Source organism: Deltaproteobacteria bacterium, from assembly GCA_016219225.1.
GTDB lineage: Bacteria > Desulfobacterota > RBG-13-43-22 > RBG-13-43-22 > RBG-13-43-22 > RBG-13-43-22.
In genome coordinates this window covers 1-21,470 of sequence record JACRBX010000308.1, presented here as the reverse complement: position 1 = coordinate 21,470, position 21,470 = coordinate 1, and the positions used below count along the sequence as shown (strand labels likewise).

At 49.9% G+C, this 21,470-nt stretch carries 19 protein-coding genes and 1 rRNA gene; 11 read left to right on the top strand and 9 right to left on the bottom strand.

Translation table 11 applies throughout. The features are described from left to right. The 6 genes from HY879_24875 to zapB form a co-directional block, all read right to left on the bottom strand. Positions 1 to 323: ribosomal RNA gene (locus HY879_24875) — 16S ribosomal RNA — on the bottom strand; the annotation flags it as partial. Between the two features lie 171 nt (positions 324 to 494). Further along, complete coding sequence (locus tag HY879_24870) at positions 495 to 1,724, bottom strand: tyrosine--tRNA ligase (protein MBI5606578.1); 1,230 nt, start codon at positions 1,722 to 1,724, stop codon at positions 495 to 497. Position 1,725: 1 nt separating this feature from the next. Then, a complete protein-coding gene (locus tag HY879_24865; protein ID MBI5606577.1) occupies positions 1,726 to 2,529 on the bottom strand; it encodes a TIGR00282 family metallophosphoesterase in 804 nt (267 codons plus the stop codon). A gap of 37 nt (positions 2,530 to 2,566) precedes the next feature. Further along, positions 2,567 to 4,138: a ribonuclease Y gene (gene rny, locus HY879_24860; GenBank protein MBI5606576.1), complete on the bottom strand. Its 1,572-nt coding sequence runs from the start codon at positions 4,136 to 4,138 to the stop codon at positions 2,567 to 2,569. Between the two features lie 276 nt (positions 4,139 to 4,414). Beyond that, positions 4,415 to 4,696, bottom strand: a complete 282-nt coding sequence (locus HY879_24855) for a cell division protein ZapA (protein MBI5606575.1) — start codon at positions 4,694 to 4,696, stop codon at positions 4,415 to 4,417. Between the two features lie 11 nt (positions 4,697 to 4,707). Next, a complete protein-coding gene (zapB, locus tag HY879_24850; GenBank protein ID MBI5606574.1) occupies positions 4,708 to 4,920 on the bottom strand; it encodes a cell division protein ZapB in 213 nt (70 codons plus the stop codon). Between the two features lie 255 nt (positions 4,921 to 5,175). On the opposite strand from zapB, the gene HY879_24845 reads away from it, so the two are divergent. The 6 genes from HY879_24845 (at position 5,176) to HY879_24820 (ending at position 11,835) form a co-directional block, all read left to right on the top strand. Continuing rightward, positions 5,176 to 5,385 carry a dodecin domain-containing protein gene (locus HY879_24845; protein ID MBI5606573.1) on the top strand — a complete coding sequence of 70 codons (210 nt, stop codon included), beginning with the start codon at positions 5,176 to 5,178 and terminating at the stop codon, positions 5,383 to 5,385. 93 nt (positions 5,386 to 5,478) lie between these two features. Then, complete coding sequence (locus tag HY879_24840; GenBank protein ID MBI5606572.1) at positions 5,479 to 6,831, top strand: hypothetical protein; 1,353 nt, start codon at positions 5,479 to 5,481, stop codon at positions 6,829 to 6,831. A 105-nt stretch (positions 6,832 to 6,936) separates the two neighbouring features. Continuing rightward, positions 6,937 to 8,973: a TonB-dependent receptor gene (locus tag HY879_24835; GenBank protein MBI5606571.1), complete on the top strand. Its 2,037-nt coding sequence runs from the start codon at positions 6,937 to 6,939 to the stop codon at positions 8,971 to 8,973. Between the two features lie 19 nt (positions 8,974 to 8,992). Then, on the top strand, positions 8,993 to 9,556 hold the full coding sequence (locus HY879_24830) for a YfiR family protein (protein ID MBI5606570.1): 564 nt from the start codon (positions 8,993 to 8,995) through the stop codon (positions 9,554 to 9,556). Positions 9,557 to 9,571: 15 nt separating this feature from the next. Then, positions 9,572 to 11,560, top strand: coding sequence for a response regulator (locus HY879_24825; GenBank protein ID MBI5606569.1), 1,989 nt, complete (start codon positions 9,572 to 9,574; stop codon positions 11,558 to 11,560). Between the two features lie 17 nt (positions 11,561 to 11,577). Then, positions 11,578 to 11,835, top strand: a complete 258-nt coding sequence (locus tag HY879_24820; protein ID MBI5606568.1) for a universal stress protein — start codon at positions 11,578 to 11,580, stop codon at positions 11,833 to 11,835. Between the two features lie 247 nt (positions 11,836 to 12,082). On the opposite strand, the gene HY879_24815 is transcribed toward HY879_24820, so the two are convergent. Together HY879_24815 and HY879_24810 are read right to left on the bottom strand one after the other, a co-directional pair. Further along, entirely contained in the window at positions 12,083 to 13,876 is a 1,794-nt protein-coding gene (locus HY879_24815) for a hypothetical protein (protein MBI5606567.1), read from the bottom strand. Positions 13,877 to 14,124: 248 nt separating this feature from the next. Further along, the gene (locus HY879_24810) at positions 14,125 to 14,427 is read right to left on the bottom strand and encodes a (Fe-S)-binding protein (GenBank protein MBI5606566.1); all 303 of its coding nucleotides are present in this window, start codon (positions 14,425 to 14,427) and stop codon (positions 14,125 to 14,127) included. Between the two features lie 275 nt (positions 14,428 to 14,702). Between HY879_24810 and HY879_24805 the strand changes: the two genes are divergently transcribed. The 5 genes from HY879_24805 (at position 14,703) to larA (ending at position 20,453) form a co-directional block, all read left to right on the top strand. Further along, a complete protein-coding gene (locus HY879_24805; GenBank protein MBI5606565.1) occupies positions 14,703 to 15,422 on the top strand; it encodes a FadR family transcriptional regulator in 720 nt (239 codons plus the stop codon). 327 nt (positions 15,423 to 15,749) lie between these two features. Further along, the gene (locus HY879_24800) at positions 15,750 to 16,559 is read left to right on the top strand and encodes an electron transfer flavoprotein subunit beta/FixA family protein (protein MBI5606564.1); all 810 of its coding nucleotides are present in this window, start codon (positions 15,750 to 15,752) and stop codon (positions 16,557 to 16,559) included. A 25-nt stretch (positions 16,560 to 16,584) separates the two neighbouring features. Beyond that, positions 16,585 to 17,586, top strand: coding sequence for an electron transfer flavoprotein subunit alpha/FixB family protein (locus tag HY879_24795; protein MBI5606563.1), 1,002 nt, complete (start codon positions 16,585 to 16,587; stop codon positions 17,584 to 17,586). 29 nt (positions 17,587 to 17,615) lie between these two features. Continuing rightward, a complete protein-coding gene (locus HY879_24790) occupies positions 17,616 to 19,076 on the top strand; it encodes an FAD-binding protein (protein ID MBI5606562.1) in 1,461 nt (486 codons plus the stop codon). A 99-nt stretch (positions 19,077 to 19,175) separates the two neighbouring features. Then, positions 19,176 to 20,453: a nickel-dependent lactate racemase gene (gene larA / locus HY879_24785; protein ID MBI5606561.1), complete on the top strand. Its 1,278-nt coding sequence runs from the start codon at positions 19,176 to 19,178 to the stop codon at positions 20,451 to 20,453. A gap of 611 nt (positions 20,454 to 21,064) precedes the next feature. Here the strand turns inward: larA and HY879_24780 are convergent. Further along, positions 21,065 to 21,470 (bottom strand): TRAP transporter large permease subunit (locus HY879_24780; protein MBI5606560.1); only part of this gene is annotated, 406 nt, incomplete at its 5' end.

The window sequence follows — 21,470 nt, the reverse complement described above, 5'->3', positions numbered from 1 at the left end:
GCCATCCTCTCAGACCAGCTAACCATCGTTGCCTTGGTAGGCCATTACCCCACCAACAAGCTAATGGTACGCGGGCTCATCCTCAAACGACAGCTTGCAAGCAGAGGCCATCTTTGACCGCAACCCCCGTGGAGGTCGTGGTCTTATTCGGTATTAGCACACCTTTCGGTGTGTTATCCCCAATTCGAGGGTAGATTACCCACGCGTTACTCACCCGTGCGCCACTTTACTCTCCACCCGAAGGCGGATTTCTCGTACGACTTGCATGTGTTAAGCACGCCGCCAGCGTTCATTCTGAGCCAGGATCAAACTCTCCAATTAAACTCAAAAAATTTGTTACAAAAAAAAGGGACCACAAAATCGTCTCACTATTTAGTTTTCAAAGATCAAGTAAAAAGAAGATAATCTATTTTTTTTATTTTGTCAAGAAGTATTTCCCCTCGCAAAGTAAAAATGCTACATTACCTTATTTTCAGATTAAGTCAAGAAAAAAATCAAGAAAAAATGATTTTATGAAATCTTTTTTTCCCGATCTTAAGAAGAAGGGTATTGTCTTGCAATTGTTGCAAATAAACCTTTTGATCAAAAGAAGAGGCCCGTTGATCATTCAACGTAACGCCCCCTTGGGCAATCAGCCGCCTGGCCTCACCCCGGGTTTTACAAATCCCCGCCTCCACCAGCAGCAGATAAGCCTCGATCCCCTGTACCAATTTTTCCCTGGGCAGGGACGTTGTGCCAACGGCCCCGGTTTCCAGGCCCTGCCCGTAAAACAGATTATGCGAGGTTTCCCGGGCCTTTTCGGCTTCCGCCCGACCATGGGTTATCGCTGTAGCTTCCAGGGCTAAAATCTCTTTGGCCCCCCGCAGCTCGGCCCCTTCCTTCTGAGCGAGTTCCCGAACCTTATCCATCGGCAGAAAGGTAAATAAAGCCAAAAATCGTCCCACATCCCGGTCTTCGGTATTGATCCAAAACTGATAATATTCATAGGGACTGGTCTTTTCAGAATCCAACCAGACCGCTCCCTTGGCGGTTTTTCCCATCTTCTCGCCGGAACTGGTGACAATTAAAGGGAAAGTCAAACCATAAGCCTTCCCACCTTTCATCCGTCGGATCAGATCGATGCCGGCCACGATATTCCCCCATTGATCCGATCCGCCCATTTGAAGTAAACAGCCCTCATGGGAATAGAGATGAAAGAAATCATAGGCCTGGAGTAACTGATAGTTGAATTCGATAAAGGATAATCCGGTTTCCAGGCGCTGCCTGACCGACTCGGCCGTCAACATCCGGTTCACGCTGAAGTGGCGGCCGATATCCCGCAGAAATTCAATATAATTTAAAGGGGCCAGCCAGTCCACGTTGTTTAACAGTATTCCGGAAGGACCGTCCAGGATCATATAACGGGCCAGTTGTTTTTTCAGCCCTTCGGCGTTATGCCGTATTTCTTCATGGCTCAACACCGGACGCATCTCTTTTTTACCGCTGGGGTCCCCGATTAAAGCCGTTCCACCGCCCACCAGGGCGATCGGACGATGGGCGTGTTGTTGAAAATGGGCCAGGGCCATGATGGGGATCAGACTGCCCACGTGCAAGCTCTCCGCCGTGGGATCAAACCCGATATAGGCCGACAGGATCTTTTGTTCAAAAAGGGCTTCCATCTCTTCAGGATCGGTTACCTGTTCGATAAATCCCCGTTCTTTCAATGTCTGATAGAAATTTTTCAACTCAATACTCCGAACTGATATTCACCCTTTCCCGAATTCTGGTAATCTCCGTGGCCCGTCCCGTCTCCGGATCAATGGATATAAGGGCCCCTTCCAGGACCAATTCCCTTTTAGCCACTTCAAATTTATGAGGCATCTGGGTCAGAAACCGTTCAATCGCCAATTCTTTTTTCACCCCGATCACTGAATCCGCCGGGCCGGTCATTCCGGCATCGGTCATATAGGCCGTGCCTTGAGGTAAAATCCTCTCATCGGAAGTCTGGACGTGGGTATGGGTGCCCAGAACAGCGCTGACCTTGCCATCCAGAAACCAACCCAGAGCAACCTTCTCTGAAGTGGCTTCGGCATGAAAATCGACCAGTATAATCGAAGTCTCTTTAATCAATCGCTCTCTCTCTTCCAGACCCCTTCGGAAAGGGCAGTCCACCGCTTCCATAAAGGTCCGCCCTAACAAATTGAGAATCCCGATCCGGTGCCCCGATCTGGTCTCTTTGATCACAGACCCGTTCCCGGGTGTACCGGCCGGATAATTGGCCGGCCGGATCAGGTCCGGATTTTGCTGTATATAGGTCTGGATCTCTTTTTTCTTCCAGATATGGTTTCCCGAGGTCAGGACATGGATCCCGCCTGATAAAAGCTCATCGGCTCCTTTAACGGAAATCCCGATTCCGCCGGAAACATTTTCTCCATTGGCGATTACCAAATCCACCTGAAAACGATCCATCAATAAGGGTAATATTTCCCGTACCGTTTTACGGCCGGGTTTCCCGACAATGTCGCCGATGAATAGGATGTTGACAGACACGGATATTCCTCTGAAAAGGACCTTACACCTTTTTTAATTACTTGGCGTATTCTACAGCCCGGATTTCTCTGATTACCGTAACTTTGATTTGGCCGGGATAGGTTAAACTCTCTTCGATTTTTTTGGCAATGTCCCTGGAAAGGATATATATATCGTTATCGGAAACCTTCTCACTTTCTACGATGATTCGAATCTCGCGGCCGGCTTGAAGGGCATAGGTCTTTCCGATTCCTTCAAAAGACTTGGCTATCTTCTCCAGGTCTTCGAGGCGTTTAACATAAGTTTCCAGCATCTCTTTCCTGGCCCCGGGCCTGGCCCCGGAAAGGGTATCGGCCGCCTGAACCAGGACATCCAGGATCGTTTCAAGTGGAATATCTTCATGGTGGGAGGCAATGGCATGCACAACCCGGTTGGCCTCACCATGTCTTTTGGCCAAATCGGCCCCGATGATCGCATGAGATCCTTCCACTTCGTGGTCCACGGCTTTCCCGATATCATGGAGCAAACCGGCCCGCTTGGCCTGTTTAATATTTAAACCCAATTCAGAGGCCATGACCCCGCAAAGGAAGGCGACCTCCAGCGAGTGTTGCAACACATTCTGGCCGTAACTGGACCGGTATTTCAATTTACCAATCAATTTAATCATTTCCGGGTGGATCCCATGGACCCCCACATCGAAGGTGGCTGTTTCGCCGGCTTCCCGAATGGCCACTTCCATTTCCTGGGAAACTTTTTTCACTACCTCTTCAATACGGGCTGGATGTATTCGGCCGTCACTGATCAGTCTCTCCAGGGAAAGCCTGGCCACTTCCCGGCGAACCGGATTAAACCCTGAAAGGATAACCGCCTCCGGGGTATCATCAATAATCAAATCAATGCCGGTGGCTGCTTCAATGGCCCGGATATTCCTTCCCTCCCGTCCAATGATTCGCCCTTTCATTTCCTCATTGGGCAAGTTTACGTAGGAAACGACTTTTTCAGCCACATAATCTCCGGCATACCGTTTAATAGCCAGAGAGATGATCTCCTTAGCCTTTTTATCCGCTATCTCTTTAGCCTCGGTTTCAATACGACGAATGGTCTTGGCGGCCTCGTGTTTAGCCTCATTCTCCATGGCTTGGAGCAACAGCTCCTTGGCTTCCTGGGAAGATATGCCTGCCAGGTGTTCCAACCGTTTTTTCTGTTCGTCGATCAATTGTTCACATTTTTCTTTGAGTTCGGAAGTCTCTTTTTCTTTGTGGGCCAGGGATCGATCTTTTTTCTCAAAATCGGACTCCCTTTTTTCAATCACTTCAAGCTTCCGGTCCAAGTTTTGCTCTTTGAGCAGGATCCTTTTTTCCTGTTCCTGGATCTCCTGTCTCCGCTCCTTGGTCTCCTTTTCAAATTCCATCTTCATTTGATAGAGGTTGTCTTTGGCCTGCAGGAGGGCCTCTTTTTTTACTGTTTCAGCCTCTTTTTTAGCCTCTTCGACAATCTTTTTCGAAAGGGCCTCGATGGATTCGACCCGGCTTTCGGTAAATTTTTTGCGAACCAAGAAACCGATCAGGATTCCCAAAAAGAGGGCCAAAAATATTCCGCTGATCAGACCGATCAAATGTGCTGATATCATGACTTCCTTATTATTAAAACTCGAAAAAGTTGTTTTTGGAGCCGGTTGAACCTTCTTCGGAAGTTAGCCTGGGAAGGCACCGACAAAGGAATATCCAGAGGGACTTCCTTTGATAAGGAGAGCAAGACTACCGGATGGGTTTTTAGAATTTAGAAAAATTTTATGAAAGAATTCTTGATTCAATTATATCGTTGACCCAAACCTTTTGAGGAGTGCTTGCTCTTAATTCCTTAAAAATTATATTATATAATAAAACCCCGGTGAAGAGGTTGTCATCTAGGGTGTGCAGGTATCCAACTTGGTCATCCATTGCTGGCTTTTGGCTTCCATCATCTTTTCCATCTGTTCCAATTCTTCTTTGGCCAGAAGATAGTCATAGGCTATGTTCAGGGCGGTTAGAATAACCAGATGGACTTTACTGGCGGAAGGCATCGAGGCTTGGACTTCTTTAATCCTTTGATTTAACAAGACCGACACCTTTTCCATCAGCCCTGGATCAAGATCCCCCCTCAGGGTATATTCATTTCCTAATATTTCAACCTTAAATAATTGGGTCACGAGTGATGAACTTACCCTATTACCAGACTTATTTTTTCCAAAATCCCATCGACTTTGGCTTTGATCAGCTCTTTTTCTTCTTCCAGAGCCTCGATCCGCTCTTGGGCACTTTGGATAACCGCTTCTTTTTCCTTAATTTTTTCTTTAAAGGTGGCGTTTTCCTGAGACAGAACTTCCATCTTTTTTACGATCTGATCAATTTTTTCTTCTAATATTTCAAACACTTGCCACTCCATAGGTTTTTTATCCTGATTTTTATAAAATAATATCTTGGTTTAAATAGAAAAGTCAAGGAGTAATTGAACTTCTTTTTCTCCTTGCGAACCCTTTCGGGCCATGTTAAAATTAAGTAAAAGTTAAGTAACTTAATTCCCCACTCCAGGTCGCAGAGGGTAAAAGCACTCGAAAAGCTGCGAATAAACCGATCTTTGAGAATCCTTGAATTGTTTTTATTTTAGAAACAGAAAGGAGGTGATTTTATGGCCGCCCGAGTTGCCAGAGTAACCGAGATAATTGCTGCTTCACCAAAAAGTTTTGAAGATGCGATCTCCGTGGGCTTCAAGAGGGCTACTAAGACCTTGCGGGGAATTACCGGCATGAAAATTGTCGAACAAAGAATCGCGGTAGAAAACAATAAACTCGTTGAATACCGGGTCCGGATGGAAGTTATTTTTGTTTTAGAATCATAAGTGATGCGTATCCGAAATCCGAAAAGGCCCCGGCAGGGGCCTTTTTTCTATCCGCCCTTTCCATTCTTACCATTTTCTTATGAATTGGTCCTGATGCCCATTTACACCTATAAGGATATATCCAAGGTCCTGGCCCAGGCAGAAAAAGGCCAGTCGGCCCCTATCTATCTGATCGCCGGCGACGCCTATCTTATTCAAGAGATTCACCAGCAATTGATCAGCCGTCTGCTCCCGCAAGAAATGCGTTCTTTTAACCTGGAAATCGCCGATGGGGAAAAAGAAGACATCCATGGAATCCTGGAACGGCTTCAGACTTTTCCCTTTTTCCCTGGACGCAAGGTGGTCTCTGTTAAAAACCCGGTACAGATTTTTTCTACCGGCCGCCAGGATCATCTCTGGAAAAAGGCCGAAGAAGCCTGGCAGAAAGGGCAATCGGAGCGCTGCGCCCGGATAGTTCGATCTTTATTACAGCAGGCCGGGATCTCATCGGCCTCGATTGATACGGAATTGAAAGAAAACGGGGAAGCCCTTCGGGAAAAACTTTTCCCGAATAAGCCCAATGCCATACCGGACTGGTTTAAGGAAGCCCTGGTTTTTATACAGGCTCAATCACCGGATGAATCCGGAACAGGGCATCCCGATCAATTTCTCGAGGCGGCTATCCGGCAGGGATTCCCCCGGGAGCACATATTGATCCTCCTCATAGAAGGTTCGCCCGGGTCAAAAAAAATCGTGAAGACCATTGCCGAATACGGGGTTATTCTTAATCTCTCAATAAGACAAAGCAAAAAAGGGGAACAAACGACCGCCTTAAAGGGTTATTTGAAGTCCCGCCTTTTCCGGGAAGGAAAAACCATTCACCCCCAGGCCGAGGCCCTTCTGTTAGAACGTATCGAACCTGAAGTCTTTCAGTTGGAAATGGAAATACAAAAACTGCTTTCCTATCTTGGAGATCGAAAACAGATCCTTTCAATAGATATTACCGATTTGGTAGGGACCAATCGGGAAGAACCCTTGTATGAATTGACTACGGTCTTAGGGGAGCGCAATTTTGAAGAGGCCCTTCGAAAACTCAAACAACTTTGGGAGCAGGGCTATAATCCTTTACAAATCCTATCGGGCATCACTAATGCCTTACGGCGGCTCTTAGTGGCCAAGGAACTGTTGAAAGCGGTTTCCCAAATCCCTCCCCGGGCCTGGAAGGACTTTGGGGCTTTTTCTGCCTTGATCCAGCCCCAGTTAAAACAAATCCCATTACCGGAGCCTTTATCGAAAACCCACCCCTTTGTTCTTTTCAATACAATGAAAACAGCGGCGAATTTTCCCCTTCCGCGATTGGTTTCCGCTTTGGAAGCCCTCCATGAAGCCGACCGCCGGCTTAAAACCAGCGGCGCCACCCCGGCCTTTCTCCTGGAAGATTTTATCTTTACCTTCTGTAAAAAATAGGAACATAAAAATTTCAAATAGTTTTTTTTTGAAATTTTCTATTCAATTTAATTTGAAAATTTGCCGATAACATGGGAGAAAGGGAAATCAGAATATTTTTTGGATATGGACCATAAAAATTTCATATTATCAAAACGATCGAAGATCGGTTTGAAGGGGTTGGCCTGCTGCCTGGTGATGACCATAGGGGCCGTAATCGGTGATCTGGGAGCAGAAACAGTCGGAACAGGGCCTAATCTCAAACGATTGACCCTGGAACAGTTGATGGAAATAGAAGTCACCACGGTTTACGGGGCTTCGAAATTTTTACAGAAGGTCACCGAAGCCCCTTCTTCGGTAACCGTAGTGACGGCCGAAGAAATCAAAAAATTCGGCTATCGGACCCTGGCGGAGGTTCTGCGGAGCATCCGCGGCGTTTTTGTTACCAATGACAGGAATTACAGTTATTTGGGAGTAAGAGGCTTTGGGCGCCCCGGAGATTATAACTCCCGGATCCTGCTCCTGATCGATGGCCATCGAATTAATGATAATATTTACGACAGCTTACTGATAGGATCGGAATTCATACTCGATATCGACCTGATCGACCGCCTGGAATTCATCCGCGGGCCCGGTTCATCCCTTTACGGCAGTAACGCCTTTTTTGCCGCTATTCACATCATCACCAGAAAGGGGGACGGTATAAAAGGTCTGGAGGCTTCGGGGGAAGCCGGAAGCCTTGAAACCTATAAGGGCCGCTTGACCTATGGCGATCAATTTTTAAATGGTCTGGAAATGATCCTGTCCGGTTCTTATTCTGACAGTCGGGGCAATGACCGTCTCTATTTCAAGGAATTTGACGACCCGTCCACCAATAATGGAATAGCCCAAAATGTGGACGATGACCGCTCCTACCGTTTTTTCACCACCTGGTCTTTTAATGAGTTCACCCTTCAGGGGGCCTTAAACGACCGGAAGAAGGTACTTCCCACCGGTTCCTATGGAACCGATTTCAATAATCCGGGCAATCATACCATCGACGGACGGGCCTATCTGGATCTCAAATACCAGCATCTCTTCCCTGAGGGTTGGGATTTCACGGCCCGTGTTTTTTATGACTATTACCGGTATAAAGCGGAATATTTTTATGACGGCGTGATCAATAAAGATTCTTCTCTTGGGGAATGGTGGGGGTTGGAATCAAGGGTAACCCGCACCCTGGTCAAAAAACACAAGGTGACCTTTGGGGTGGAATATGTCGACAATATCCGTCAAAACCAGCGTAATTATGATGAGGACCCGTCAACAATTTATCTCGACGATAAAAGGAACAGCCAAAACTGGGCCTTCTACCTCCAGGATGAATTTTCCATCCTTCCTAACCTGATCCTCAATGCCGGCCTGCGTTATGACTATTTTGAAACCTTTGGGGGGACCACCAATCCGCGGCTGGCCTTGATCTACAGCCCACTGGAGAAAACCACTTTTAAACTTCTCTACGGCACGGCCTTTCGGGCGCCAAATATCTACGAATTGTATTATCAAGACCAGGGCTTAACCGCCAAATCCAACCCCAACCTGAAACCTGAAACTATCAGGACCTATGAGTTGGTCTTTGAACAATACTTGGGCAAACATCTTCGGGGCCATTCAGCCTTCTATTATTACACCATAGACAACCTCATCAATCAGACCATCGATCCCTCCGATGGGTTATTGGTATTTAGAAATACCGGGAAAACGGAAGCCTTGGGCATGGAACTGGAGCTGGCGGGTCGATGGGCTACCGGTTTGGAAAGTAAAATCAGCTATACCCTCCAGGAGGCCAAAAACAAAGAAACCGGGGAGACCTTAACCAATTCTCCAAGGCATTTGGCCAAGTTCAATTTGAATATCCCCCTCTTTAAGGAAAAGCTTTTTTTGGGACCGGAGCTGCAATACACCAGCAGACGTAAAACCCTTGCCGGGAATGCCGTCGATGACGTTTTCACTATGAATATAACCCTGCTGGCCCGGAACCTGAGCCGGGGGCTGGAAATTTCCGGCACCATTTATAATCTTTTTGATTCATCCTACGGCGACCCCGGATCAGCGGAACATCGGTCGGATAGTATTACCCAGGACGGACGTGCTTTTCGCATAAAATTGACTTATCGGTTCTAAAAGATTTCGGCTGGAACGAATGTTACCCAAAAACCTGCGGACCATCCTTTTCTTTTTCATCAGTTTTCTCTCTTGGGCCCTATTGCCGGGCGGGGCACTTTATGCCCAGGAGCAAAAACCCACCGAATATCAGATCAAGGCGGCTTTTATCTATAATTTTCTTCAGTTTATCGAATGGCCGGTAAAACCGAACAAGAAACTTCATCCCTCTTTTAATCTTTATATCCTGGGCGAAAATCCCTTTGCTGCCGTCTTTGAAAATTACCAGGGAGAAACCGTGCAGGGCCGGAAATTATCTATCCGGCATTCCCAATCCATCCCTGATCTGAAAGACGCCCAGGTACTGTTCATCACTCATTCAGAAAAAAATCGTTTACCCTCGATCCTTAAACAGACTAACGAACTGGGGATCCTCTCGATCGGAGACTCTGAGGGGTTCGGTCAGCAAGGGGTGATGATTAATTTTTTTATTGAGCGGAACAAGGTCCGTTTTGAAATCAATATGGATGCGGCCAGACGGGCCGGTTTTAAAATCAGTTCCCATCTCCTTAAACTGGCAAAAATTATTCAGGAAACCTCCTAAGGGAAAAAGATTGAAATGCCTGAAGTCCGAAATCGTTCCATTAAAAGAAAACTAATACGGATCAGCCTGTTAACCACCGGCGCGGCCTTGCTTTTGGCTAATATGATTTTGATGACCCATGAGCTGATCTTGTTCCGCCGTTCCCTGGTCAACGACCTGAGGATTGAAGCCAGGATGATCGGCCGGCATTGCACCTCGGCTCTCCTGTTCAATGACCCGAAGGCGGCCGGGGAAACCTTATCCGTATTACAGACCGCGCCCAATATTATCCAGGCCGTGATTTATTCGACAGATGGTAAGATCTTTGCCGCCTACCAAAGACCAGGGGCCGAAGGGAACAGCCTTTCTTCTCCATTTCCGGGCCAGGGGTTTCAATTTGGAATCAATTCGCTGCGGTTATCCCAGCCAATCGTTTTCAACGATAAAATAATCGGGACCGTTTATTTTCATTCGGATCTGAACAAGTTTTATTCCCTTCTCCTGCGGTATGTGATCATGGTCTCCCTGGCCCTGGGCATATCCCTTCTGGTAGCCTTTATTTTATTATCTAAATTGCATCAGGTCATCACAAGGCCGATCAATACGTTGGTTCAGTTGATGGGGACCATCTCCAAAGATAAAAATTATTCCCTAAGGGCCCCTGTTCTTCAAAATGATGAATTGGGTTCCATGGCCGAAGGCTTCAACGACATGTTGGAGCAAATCCAGATACGGGATCGGGAACTGGAAGGCCACCGCCAGCACCTGGAAGAACAGGTGGGGGTCCGTACCGCTGATTTGGCCAAAGCCAACAGCCAGTTGGAAAAAGAACTGGCTGATCGCCGGCAGGCGGAAATTGAAAAAACCTTTTTGGAAGAACAACTGCGTCAGTCTCAGAAGATGGAGGCCATCGGCCGGCTGGCCGGGGGAGTGGCCCACGATTTTAACAATATCCTCACCATCATCCAGGGTTACAGTGAACTGGCGGCCTTGAAACTTCAACGGGGGGAACAGGCCGGAGAAGCCATTGACCAGATCAAAAAAGCCGGGGAACGGGCCTCGGATCTTACGCGCCAGCTTCTGGCTTTCAGCCGCCGGCAGATGCTGGAGATGAAAGTGATCGATTTAAATATCCTTTTAAAAGATTTAGACAAGATGCTCCGTCGGATTCTCGGGGAGGATATCGAAGTGGTCCATTCCCTGGCTGAGGATTTAGGAAAAATAAAGACCGATCCCGGCCAGATCGAACAGGTGATCCTTAACCTTACGGTCAACGCCCGGGATGCCATGCCTTATGGAGGAAAGCTCCTCATCGAAACCGACAATGTCGAGTTGGATAAAACCTATGCCCAGACCCATGCCGGGGTCCAAGCCGGTCCTTACGTCAGACTTTCCGTAACGGATACCGGGGCGGGCATGACTCCGGAGGTGAAGGATCGAATATTTGAACCCTTTTTTACTACCAAAGAATTAGGCAAAGGGACGGGATTGGGATTGTCGACGATCTACGGGATTGTCAAACAGAGCGGCGGAAACATCTGGGTCTATAGTGAGGAAAACCTTGGCACCACCTTCAAGATCTATCTCCCAAGGGTCGACCAGACTTCTGAATCAGACGGATTTCTAAACCACCCCCAGGAACTGCCCAAAGGGTCGGAAACCATTTTGGTGGCCGAGGATGAAAAAGAAGTGGGAAAAATCATTCGAAAAACCCTTCAAACCTGCGGGTATGAAGTATTATTAGCCGCAGACGGTCGGGAAGCGATTCGGTTGGTTCAGGAATACCCGAATGAATCGATACAGCTTTTGATTACTGACGTCGTGATGCCTGGAATGAGCGGCCGGGAATTAAGAGACCATCTCTTAACATTGCGCCCGGAGATGAAGGTGATCTTTATGTCGGGCTATACCGATGATGCTGTTATCCACCACGGGGTTTTAAGAAAAGAGATGCATTTTATTCAAAAACCCTTTCCCATGAATGCCCTGGCCCAAAAAGTCCGGGAGATTTTGGATGGGGGCTGAGGGCTTTTGTGGGTCACATGCTGGGCGGTTTAGCGGGCTTCAAGGTCACTATCCTGCAGGTGGTTTCTGAACCGGAAGATGTTACCGTTCGGTCCAATCTCCGTTATTGCCCCTCCATGGCGGAATGCATCCTTTCGGAACGGGATGAAACCGGGTACAGCACTATCGTGGTCGGAAGACAGGGGCTTTCACGCAGTGAGGAATTTCTGTTAGGCAGCATCTCCAGTATGATCGTCAGCCGGGCACGCAATTGCACGGTCTGGGTGGTGGAATAAAATCGGCACCCCATTAACCCTGGTTCGCAAAGCGATGATAGTGGTTTTTTGGGGCGGTTTCTTCCGCCAAAGAAAGAGAGAAATTCTCTGTGCTCTCTGTGTCTCTGTGGTGAATCAACTCTGATTTAAAAATGAATTAACAAATACTACAGCGACATTCTTTACGTCATTCCCGAATGTCTTTATCGGGAATCCAGGTTTTTCAAGAAAATGAGAATTCAAAGTCCCTAAAAAATTCGCTGTAGTACTAATATACGGGCTGCCTGGGAAGGCGTATGGTAAACACCGATCCCTCTCCCAGGCAACTGGAAACCAGCATTTCTCCATTGTGATCGTTCAGAATTTTCATAGATACCGCTAGACCCAACCCCGTTCCTTTTTCCTTGGTGGTAAAGAAAGGATTAAATATTTCGTTCAAATGTTCCGGGGTGATGCCCTGGCCGGTATCGATGACTTCTACGAAAATCCCTTGGCGTTCCCCGCGGGTTCGAATAGTAATACACCCCCCTTGCGGCATGGCCTCCATAGCATTTTTAACCAGATTAATCAACACCTGTTTAATCTGATCCGGATCAAACCGGCAAAGCCCTGGATCAGGCACCAACTGAAGTTCCAGTTTTACCCCGGCCGAAGATAACGTTGATTCCATAAGGTCGGCCACGGCTTGTACCACGAGATTGATGTTCCCCTCCTCCATGGCCGGTTCTTTGACCCGGGTGAAATCACGCACCTCGGTCAGCAGTTTTTCCAGCCGCCGGACCTCTTCGACGATCAGGTTCAGTTTTTGGACCGAAGACTCATCTCCCTGGATTTTCCGGGCCACCTGGCGGGCAAAACCGCCGATAACCATGAGCGGATTCTTGATTTCGTGAGAAACCCGCACCACCCCTTGCCCGACAGCAGTCAGCCGCTCCGCGTGGAGCAGTTTCTTTTGGGCCGCCCCCAGAGCCGCTGTTTTTCGTTCCACTTCCTGCTGGAGCGTAGAAGACCACCTGAGGGCGATTATGATAGCCACCACCGCCGATAAAACAATGGTAAAGATAAGCAACCCCGCGATCGTCCATTGCTGCTTACTGACCACCTGCAAGAGACCGGTAACTTCCGTTTCCGGGGACACGACTGCCACGGACCAGAAAACCGGTGTAAAAGAGGATTGGAACGAAGGGGCCTTCGGTTGGTCAAGAAAACGGACCGGCGTGTAGGCGATCAGTTTGGTTACCCGGCCCACGGTATTCCGGTGCCAGCCGGTTACATAACTTGCAGTCCCCTCTTCCCCTTTTAACAGGTGCTGACGGGTCAGGCGGTCTATGATCTCATAGGAGAATCGGGGATTCTTTTCCCTGCGGGCCTTAAAACTGCTCCGGCCCACAAAAGTAAGGTCATGGTGGGCCAGGAAAACACCTTCCGGGTCAATGATCCAGACATACCCGCTCCGGCCCGAAACCACATTCATGGAGGCCTGAAGGGCGATCATATTAGCGGCCAGCCGCAGAAAGCAGGCACCGCTGTAGGCACCGTCCGGTCGAAAGGCGGCCGTCGCCAGGAGCATGTACAAATTCGGGTCCGTTTGTCCCGGGAGCCGGAAGGGGGCGGTAATGAAAATCCGGTCGGTCCCTTTTTGTTCACGGGTCCGGTTCAGCACCTGACGGATCAGGTCGGGGGGGGTCTCCGGCAAACCCAACTCGAACAGGGATCGTCCCAGGGGATCTATAGCCCGAAATTCGGCGAGGCCCTGATTTCGCAGATGGCTGAACACGGACAGGAGGGCCTGGTTCCTGGCGGCTTCCCGTTCCTGACCGCTGATCAACTGCTTCATTTCCAAAAGGCCGTTTTCATACTCCAGAACTTTTCCTTGAATATCTTCGGCGATTTTTTGGGCCAGGGTGAGTTGGATTTGATTGAAAAGATCTTCACCCAGACGGGTAACCAACCGAACCGATCGCATCCCGAGGATCAGGGTAATCCCTAAAAACACCACGGCCAGGGCGATCACCAGGGCAATCACCCAGCGCGGGGGAATTTTTTTAAACCAGGAAATCAATGGATCCTGCCTTCCCTTTTTGGATAGAAACTCACCAAAGATATTTGAAGTGTGGATTCTATAGTAACGTCTCTCGGGGGCTTCGTCAAAAAGAAAATAGGGACTTTAATTTCCCATTTTCTTAAAAACCCTGGATTCCCGATAAAGACATTCGGGAATGACGGAAAAAGTGTCGCTGTATTGATATCCCGCACTATTAATGATGGAAACAGGTTCAAGGTTTTACACTTGCAACTTTATTCTTAAACTCAGACCCGATCCCCGATCCCCGATCCCCGATCCCGTAATTCATACTTGCATCTTGCAACTTTATTTTCGAACCAAAGCAGTCTTTCCACCAGCAGTTCCGCCGTGTGCCGCCCCCGGACCGGTTCCCCATCCTTGTCAAATCCTCCCCTGGTCTGGAGAACGCAGGCCGGGCAATCCATGGCCACTAAGGGCGCGCCAGTCTCCTGTATGTTGTAAAGTTTCCGCTTCAGGTGGGCCGAGATGGCCGGATTCTTCTGGCTGTAGGGGCCACCCATACCGCAGCACAAGTCCGCCTCGAACATCTCGGTCACCTCGTAACCGGCCTGGGCCAGAAGACTGCGGGGTTCCAGAAAAAACCCAAGGGTTCTCTTCTTCTACTAAATTCTGCCGACCCATTTTCATGAATCCATTGAGGATCCGGAAGTAACCCGCCATATAAATGACTTGCGGTAAGACCATTAAACCGGTATAATTTAAAAAAGAATAATGTCGAGACGAGAGGTGATGTTTAATGGATTTTCAGCCTATAAAAGCTAGGAAAATTTATGAAGATATTATCGAGCAGATAAAGGATCTTATGGCGAGTGGAGATTTAAAGCCCGGTGATAAGTTGCTTTCAGAAAGAGAACTGGCGGAAAAATTGCGGGTTAGCAGGGCTTCGGTCCGTGAGGCCTTGCGTGCCTTGGAAATAATGGGTTTCGTGGAGATCAAAACCGGTGGAGGAACCTTTGTGAAGGAAACGGCAAAGGAGTCTATCATCCAACCGTTGGCCATGTTTATTGCCGTAGAGAGGGGAACCTTTTTTGAAATCTATGAGATTCGGAAAATTTTTGAATCCGCCTCAGCCCATCTGGCCGCACAAAGGGCAACCGCCATGGACCTGGCAAAGATCGAGGATAATCTCAAAAAGATGAATGCCGCCTCGGCCGAGGACGACCCGGAAAAGGGAGAAGACATCGATATGGCTTTTCATTACTCCATAGCGGAATCGACCCACAATATCTGGCTCTTGCGATTTTTAAATACTATTTCCGACAGCTTTCATAAAACGGTGTCGGCGGCAAGAAAGCAATTATACCTGACTCCCGGTCATCCACAGAAATTGATCGTCCAGCACACCAAGATCTATGAAGCCATCCGTGATAAAAACCCTGTTCGTGCCAGGAGGGCAATGATGGAGCACCTGAACTTCGCAGAATCCGCGCTGGCGAAAACGCTGAAGGTCAAATCGAAATCGAAATCCGCCCAATGGGATTTGAACAAACCTTTCACAGAGAAGGATTTGATTTTTTATTAAAAATGCTAAACCATGATTGGTAAGTGGGATCCAATCAATTTACCCACAGGGTCCCCCGGTTGAAAGACCGTATTTCAATACCATTCGAATAACTCGCCGCAATTTTATTTAACTTACTGATTTTGTAGTTGTTATTTTCTTAGAAAAAAAATTATCCAAAAAATAAAAAAACTCTTGACAAAAGAACGCGCCTCCTTTATGGTCTGACCAATAGACAGGTTGATTAATTATACAGGTATAGTATTTAAAAAAAATTGAAAATAAGCCATTGAGGTTGCGCATCGTTGAGTGACCTATTGTAGATAATGTCTGTAAAGGAGTAACGTTATGCGAATAGTTGTCCCGATAAAACAGGTGCCTGAAACCAGCGCAGTCAAGATGGACGAGGCAACAGGCACGATGATCCGCGAAGGGGTCGAGGCGATTATCAACCCGCTTGACCTCTATGCCATCGAGATCGCCATGCGGCTGCGTGAAACTTATGGCGGAGAAGTGACCGCCCTCTCCATGGGGCCGCCCAAGGCGGCTCTCGCTTTGCGTGAGGCCATTGCCATGGGCTGCGACTCGGCAGTCCTGGTCACCGACAGGGCTTTCGGCGGCAGCGATACCTGGGCGACCAGTTACGTATTGTCGGCCGCCATTCGTCAGCTCTCCATCGAAAGCGGCAATGTGGACCTGATCATCTGCGGTGAAAGGGCCACAGACGGAGATACCGGGCAAGTTGGGCCAGGCATCGCTTCTTTCCTGAACTTTCCTGTGGCCAGTTATGTCAGCAAGGTGGATGGAGTCGCCGACGGCTTTTGTAAAGTAAATCGCTTGGTAGAGGACGGGTACGAAATTCTTCAGGTCGCCTTGCCTGCGGTATTGACCGTGGTCAAGGAGGTGGCCGATCCCCGTCTGCCGACCCTCCGTGGTAAGCAAAGGGCCAAAAAGATGGATCTTACTACCTGGGGTGCGAAAGACCTGAAGGTTGAATACGACAAGCTGGGACTGAATGGTTCACCGACCCGGGTGGTAAAGATATTCCGCCCCACCGTAACCCGCCAATGCGAAAAATTCATGGCCGTCGATGAAAATGGTATCCAGATGGCGACGGACCGATTGGTCGAGTACCTCCGCGCCAAGGAACTGATATAAAACTATTTTTGGAATGGAGCCGATCATGGGAGATAAAGGGATATGGGTACTGGCGGAACAGTCCGCCGGAAGAGTACTGGGGATCAGCCACGAATTACTAACCCGTGGAAGAGATCTGGCCAACAAGCAAAAAGCGGAGCTGACGGCGATCCTTTTCGGGCACAACCTAAACCAGGATGATTTGCAGGAGCTCATCGAGCGCGGTGCCGATCAAGTGCTGACCATGGAAGCGCCTGCCCTGGAGCATTTCCTGGTCGAGCCCTATGCCGCCTGTTTGTTGGAAATGATCAAAAGGTATCAACCTGCAATTTTTATCGCGGGGGCAACGTCGACAGGCAGGACCCTCATGCCCTACGTGGCCATTAAGGCTGGCACAGGGCTGACGGCCGATTGTACGGTATTGGATATTGAGGAAGGGACCGGTAACCTGCTGCAGACCCGCCCGGCCATCGGCGGGAACATCCTGGCCACCATCAAAACGCCAAAACATCGACCCCAAATGGCCACAGTTCGGCCGCAATCCACTCCGCCCGCTCCTCGGCAAGCCGGCCGCACAGGCCGAATAGAACGTCTGGAGGCACCCTCCGAGATGCTTTCCAGTCGCATCAAACGCTTGGGTTTCCTGAAGAGCCAGGAGGAGCATGGCTTGGCCGAGGCGGGGGTCATCGTCTCGATCGGAAGGGGTATCAAGAAAGGTGAAAATCTCAAAATCATAAAGCCGCTGCAGGAGGCGCTGGAATGCGCCTTGGGCGCCTCGCGCGAGGTCATCGACCGCGGCTGGTTAAGCTATCCCCACCAAATCGGGCTTTCGGGTAAGACCGTTAACCCTAAACTTTACGTGGCCATAGGCATCAGCGGTTCTATCCAGCATCTGGCTGGAATGCAGACCAGCGAGAATATCGTCGCCATAAATAGCGACCCGGACGCTCAGATCTTCCGTATAGCCAATGTCGGTATCGTCGGCAACCTCTTTGATGTCGTCCCGGTACTGGCAGAGAAGATCCGGCAGGCTCGGTCGTGTTCATGAAAGAAAATTTTGCCCGCAAGGATGATGTTATGACAACTCAAGACGTGACCCAAAAAAAAGAGAAAAAACCTTCGCCTTACAATCCCGTTACTCCGCAACTGGCCGTAGAACTGGCCGAGATCGTCGGTGCGAAATATGTTATCTACGGCGATAAGGAGAAACTCGAACCGTATTCCCACGACGAAGTGGCCGAATCGCAGTACGCCCACATGCCCGAAGCGCTGGTGCGTCCGGAATCAACGATGGAAGTGGCCTCCATCCTGAAATGGGCCAATAAGAACAACATCCCGGTCACCCCTCGGGGAGCCGGAAGTGGACTTTCCGGCGGCGCCGTACCGCTTCATGGCGGCGTGGTCATGCATATGGATCGTATGAACAAGGTCATCGAGTACGACCGGATGAATATGACCATCACCGTCGAACCTGGCCTGGTGACCAATGAGATCAACGATTTGATCAAGAGCGACGGCTTGTTCTATGCGGGTTATCCCATGAGTCTGGAGACCTGCTACATTGGCGGCAACGTAGCCGAGAACGCCGGAGGGGGAAAAGCGGTCAAATACGGCGTCACGGCACGTTACGTCATCGGCCTGGAGATAGTGACCCCTGCCGGTGAGATTATCAACCTCGGCGGGAAGCTGGTCAAGGATGTCACGGGATACAACATTATCCAGCTCATGGTGGGCTCGGAGGGCACGCTTGGCGTTTTCACCAAGATCACTCTCCGGCTTATGCCGCTTCCCAAGGTCAATGTCGATCTGTTGTGTCTGTTCAAAACGGCGGATGAGGCCATTGCGGTGGTTCCAAAGATCATGACCACGGGAGGCATCATCCCCACCGCCATCGAGTTTATGGACAAGACGTCCGTGGAGGTTACCTGTCAGTATCTCAATGAGTCCATTCCCTATCAGCAGGCGGAGGCCATGCTGCTTATCACCGTGGATGGACCCAGTGCCGAACAAGTCGAGCGGGAATACGAAATCATCGGTGAATTGTGCCTGGAAAATGGGGCCATTGAAGTCTATGTGGCCGATAACTATACCACCAGCCAGAGAATCTGGAAGGTGCGGAAGAACATCGCCGAAGCATTCAAGGTGATTTCGCCGCACCAGAGTCTGGAGGATATTGTCGTGTCCATTGCGGCGATTCCCGAGATGGTCCGCCAGATCCAGGAACTCTCAAAGAAGTACGACCTGAGCATACCCTGCTATGGGCATGCCGGAGACGGAAACCTTCACGCCACACTGGTCATGAACCCTGCCTGGACGCTGGAAAAGTGGCATGATATCGTGCCTGAGATTCTCACGAATCTTTATAAAATCGCGGCCCATCTGGGAGGGACGATCTCCGGCGAGCACGGGATCGGACACAAGCGGAAAAAGTACATGGACCTGGTGGTTTCGCAGGAATATCTGGGCCTGGTTCGGTCAATCAAGAAGGCCTTGGACCCGAACAGTATCCTCAATCCCGGGAAGATTTTCGATGCCTGATGGCCGGGAAGAGCAGAAAAGAGATACATTTATGGCGCGGATTTCCTGGTCAAGGTAACGCTGAATACAAAAAAAGATAAATACAAGTGGAGGAGCATCATGCATGTGGAACTTTTGTGCGGTAAGAATCCGATCAGCGTCGAGCTGCCTGAGTCGACCAGAATTTTGAACCCCAAGCCTGTCGATCCTCTCCCAAATCCTGAGCAGGCTGTTGCAGACGCTCTGGCCGACCCCATCGGTGCGGCGCCCCTGGCGACGATCGCCTCCGGGCGCAAGAACGCCTGCATCGTCATTTCCGACATCACCCGGCCCGTCCCGAACCAGCTCATTCTTTCCCCCATGCTCAAGATCCTCGAGGAGGCGGGCATCGCGCGCAAGGACATCACGATTCTCATTGCCACCGGGATGCACCGTCCCAATCTCGGCGACGAGCTCAAGTCGATGGTCGGGGCCGAGATCATGGAAAACTACCGGATCGTCAACCACTACTGCAGGAAGGACGAGGACCTGAGGTGGATTGCGGAAATAGACGGCGCTCCCATCGAGCTCAACATCCATTACCTGGATGCCGACCTCAAGATCTTGACCGGCCTCATCGAGCCCCACATGTACGCGGGGTACTCCGGCGGCCGCAAAGCCATTCTGCCGGGCATCTCCAGCTTCAACACCATGAAGTTCATGCATTCCTTCAAGATGATCGACCATCCCGGCGTGACCAACTGCATTCTCGACGGTAATCCCTTTCACGAGGCCGGCGAGCGTGTAATGGAGATGACGGGCGCGGATTTTCTGGTTAATGTCGTGATCAACAAGGTGCGGCAGATGGTGGGCGTCTTTGCCGGACACCCGACCATCGCCCATCAGGCGGGATGCAAGATGGTTGAGCAAACGTCGGTCCGGCTACTGGATGATGAAGCCGACCTGGTTGTGACCTCGGCGGGCGGATATCCACTGGATTCAACGTTTTATCAGGTGAGCAAGGGGCTCATCGCGGCCCGTAATGTCTTGAGGAAGGGAGGGGCGGTAGTGGTCACCTGCGGCTGCCGCGAGGGGTTGGGGTCGTCCGAATACTGTGAGCTGGTGCGGGAAGGCCACACTCCTGAGAGCTTCTTTTCCCACCGAGGCAAGCCGGAGCATTTCGTGATCGACCAGTGGTGCCTACAAACTACCTACCAGGCCCTTGACCATGCCAATCAGGTTTATGTCTACTCCCCTCATCTCGAGGCTTCCGACCTGGCGAAACTGGGCATAAGAAAGATCGAGGACGTTCAGGCCGAGATCAACCGCCTGCTACCGGATCATCCAAGGGTGATCGCCTCTCCCGAAGGCCCCTACGTGGTGGGGCTGGTGCGCGGGCGATTGAACCAGGCGGCTTAACAAGAAGGGGAGAATCGACTCACCGATTATTTGAGCAATTCACGGTGATCGATGCCGACGAGAACCTCCCCCAGTGTTTCTCATTGATATAGGTTACAGTTTCTCCCTGCATTAGCTGCGCATCGAATACGCAACGATCAATACATGCCTTAGTATAAAAACAGACTTCAAGAGGATTGCCGCACCGTTGGTGCTTGCTCCTGCACAGGCATTTGGCCAGGGCATAGGACCGTGAATTTCTCAAAATTTCCAGCACCTGCTGGGTTGACAACACCCATTACAAAAAATTCAGAGATTGGGTAATCGGGATCACCTTTGACGAACAGGGTATCTTGCCTTCCTTGACCCATGTGTCAAATTTCACCATTCGTTCTTCAAGCTCAATATCTCTGGGTTCGTTTTTCGTAATCGCCTTTCCTTTTGTTTTTTTTAGGGTCGAGTAGACCGGGAGGTCTCCCATCCCGGAAAAATGCAGGGACACCGTACTAATTATTCGGGCTTGACAGTCAATCAGTACGGTGTCCCTGCATTTGGTACTTTATTGTTGTACGGCTATCTTTGAGCCGGGTTTATCGGCGATCCGGTGGACTGCCTTGTCAGCACTAAGCAGCCTAATACCCATAGGCCTTGGCCGGCAGCCAGAGCACCAGCTCCGGGAACAGGAGGGTCAAGGCCAGTCCAATAAGCTGCAGGATGATGAAAGGGACTACCCCCCGGTAGATATCGGTAAGCTTGACCTCCGGCGGACAGACCCCCTGGAGATAGAAAAGCGAGAAGCCGACGGGCGGCGTCAGGAAAGAGGTCTGGAGACAGACGGCGATCAGCATGACGAACCAGACCAGAACCGGCTCGGAGATGACGCCGTAGCCGTCGATCTCGAGGCCGAGGGTCTTGATGACCGGCGCCAGGAGGGGCAGGATGATGAGGGTGATCTCGATCCAGTCCAGGAAGAAGCCGAGGAAGAAGACGAATCCGAGGATGGTTATGATCTTACCGTAAGGACCGAAGGGGATGGCG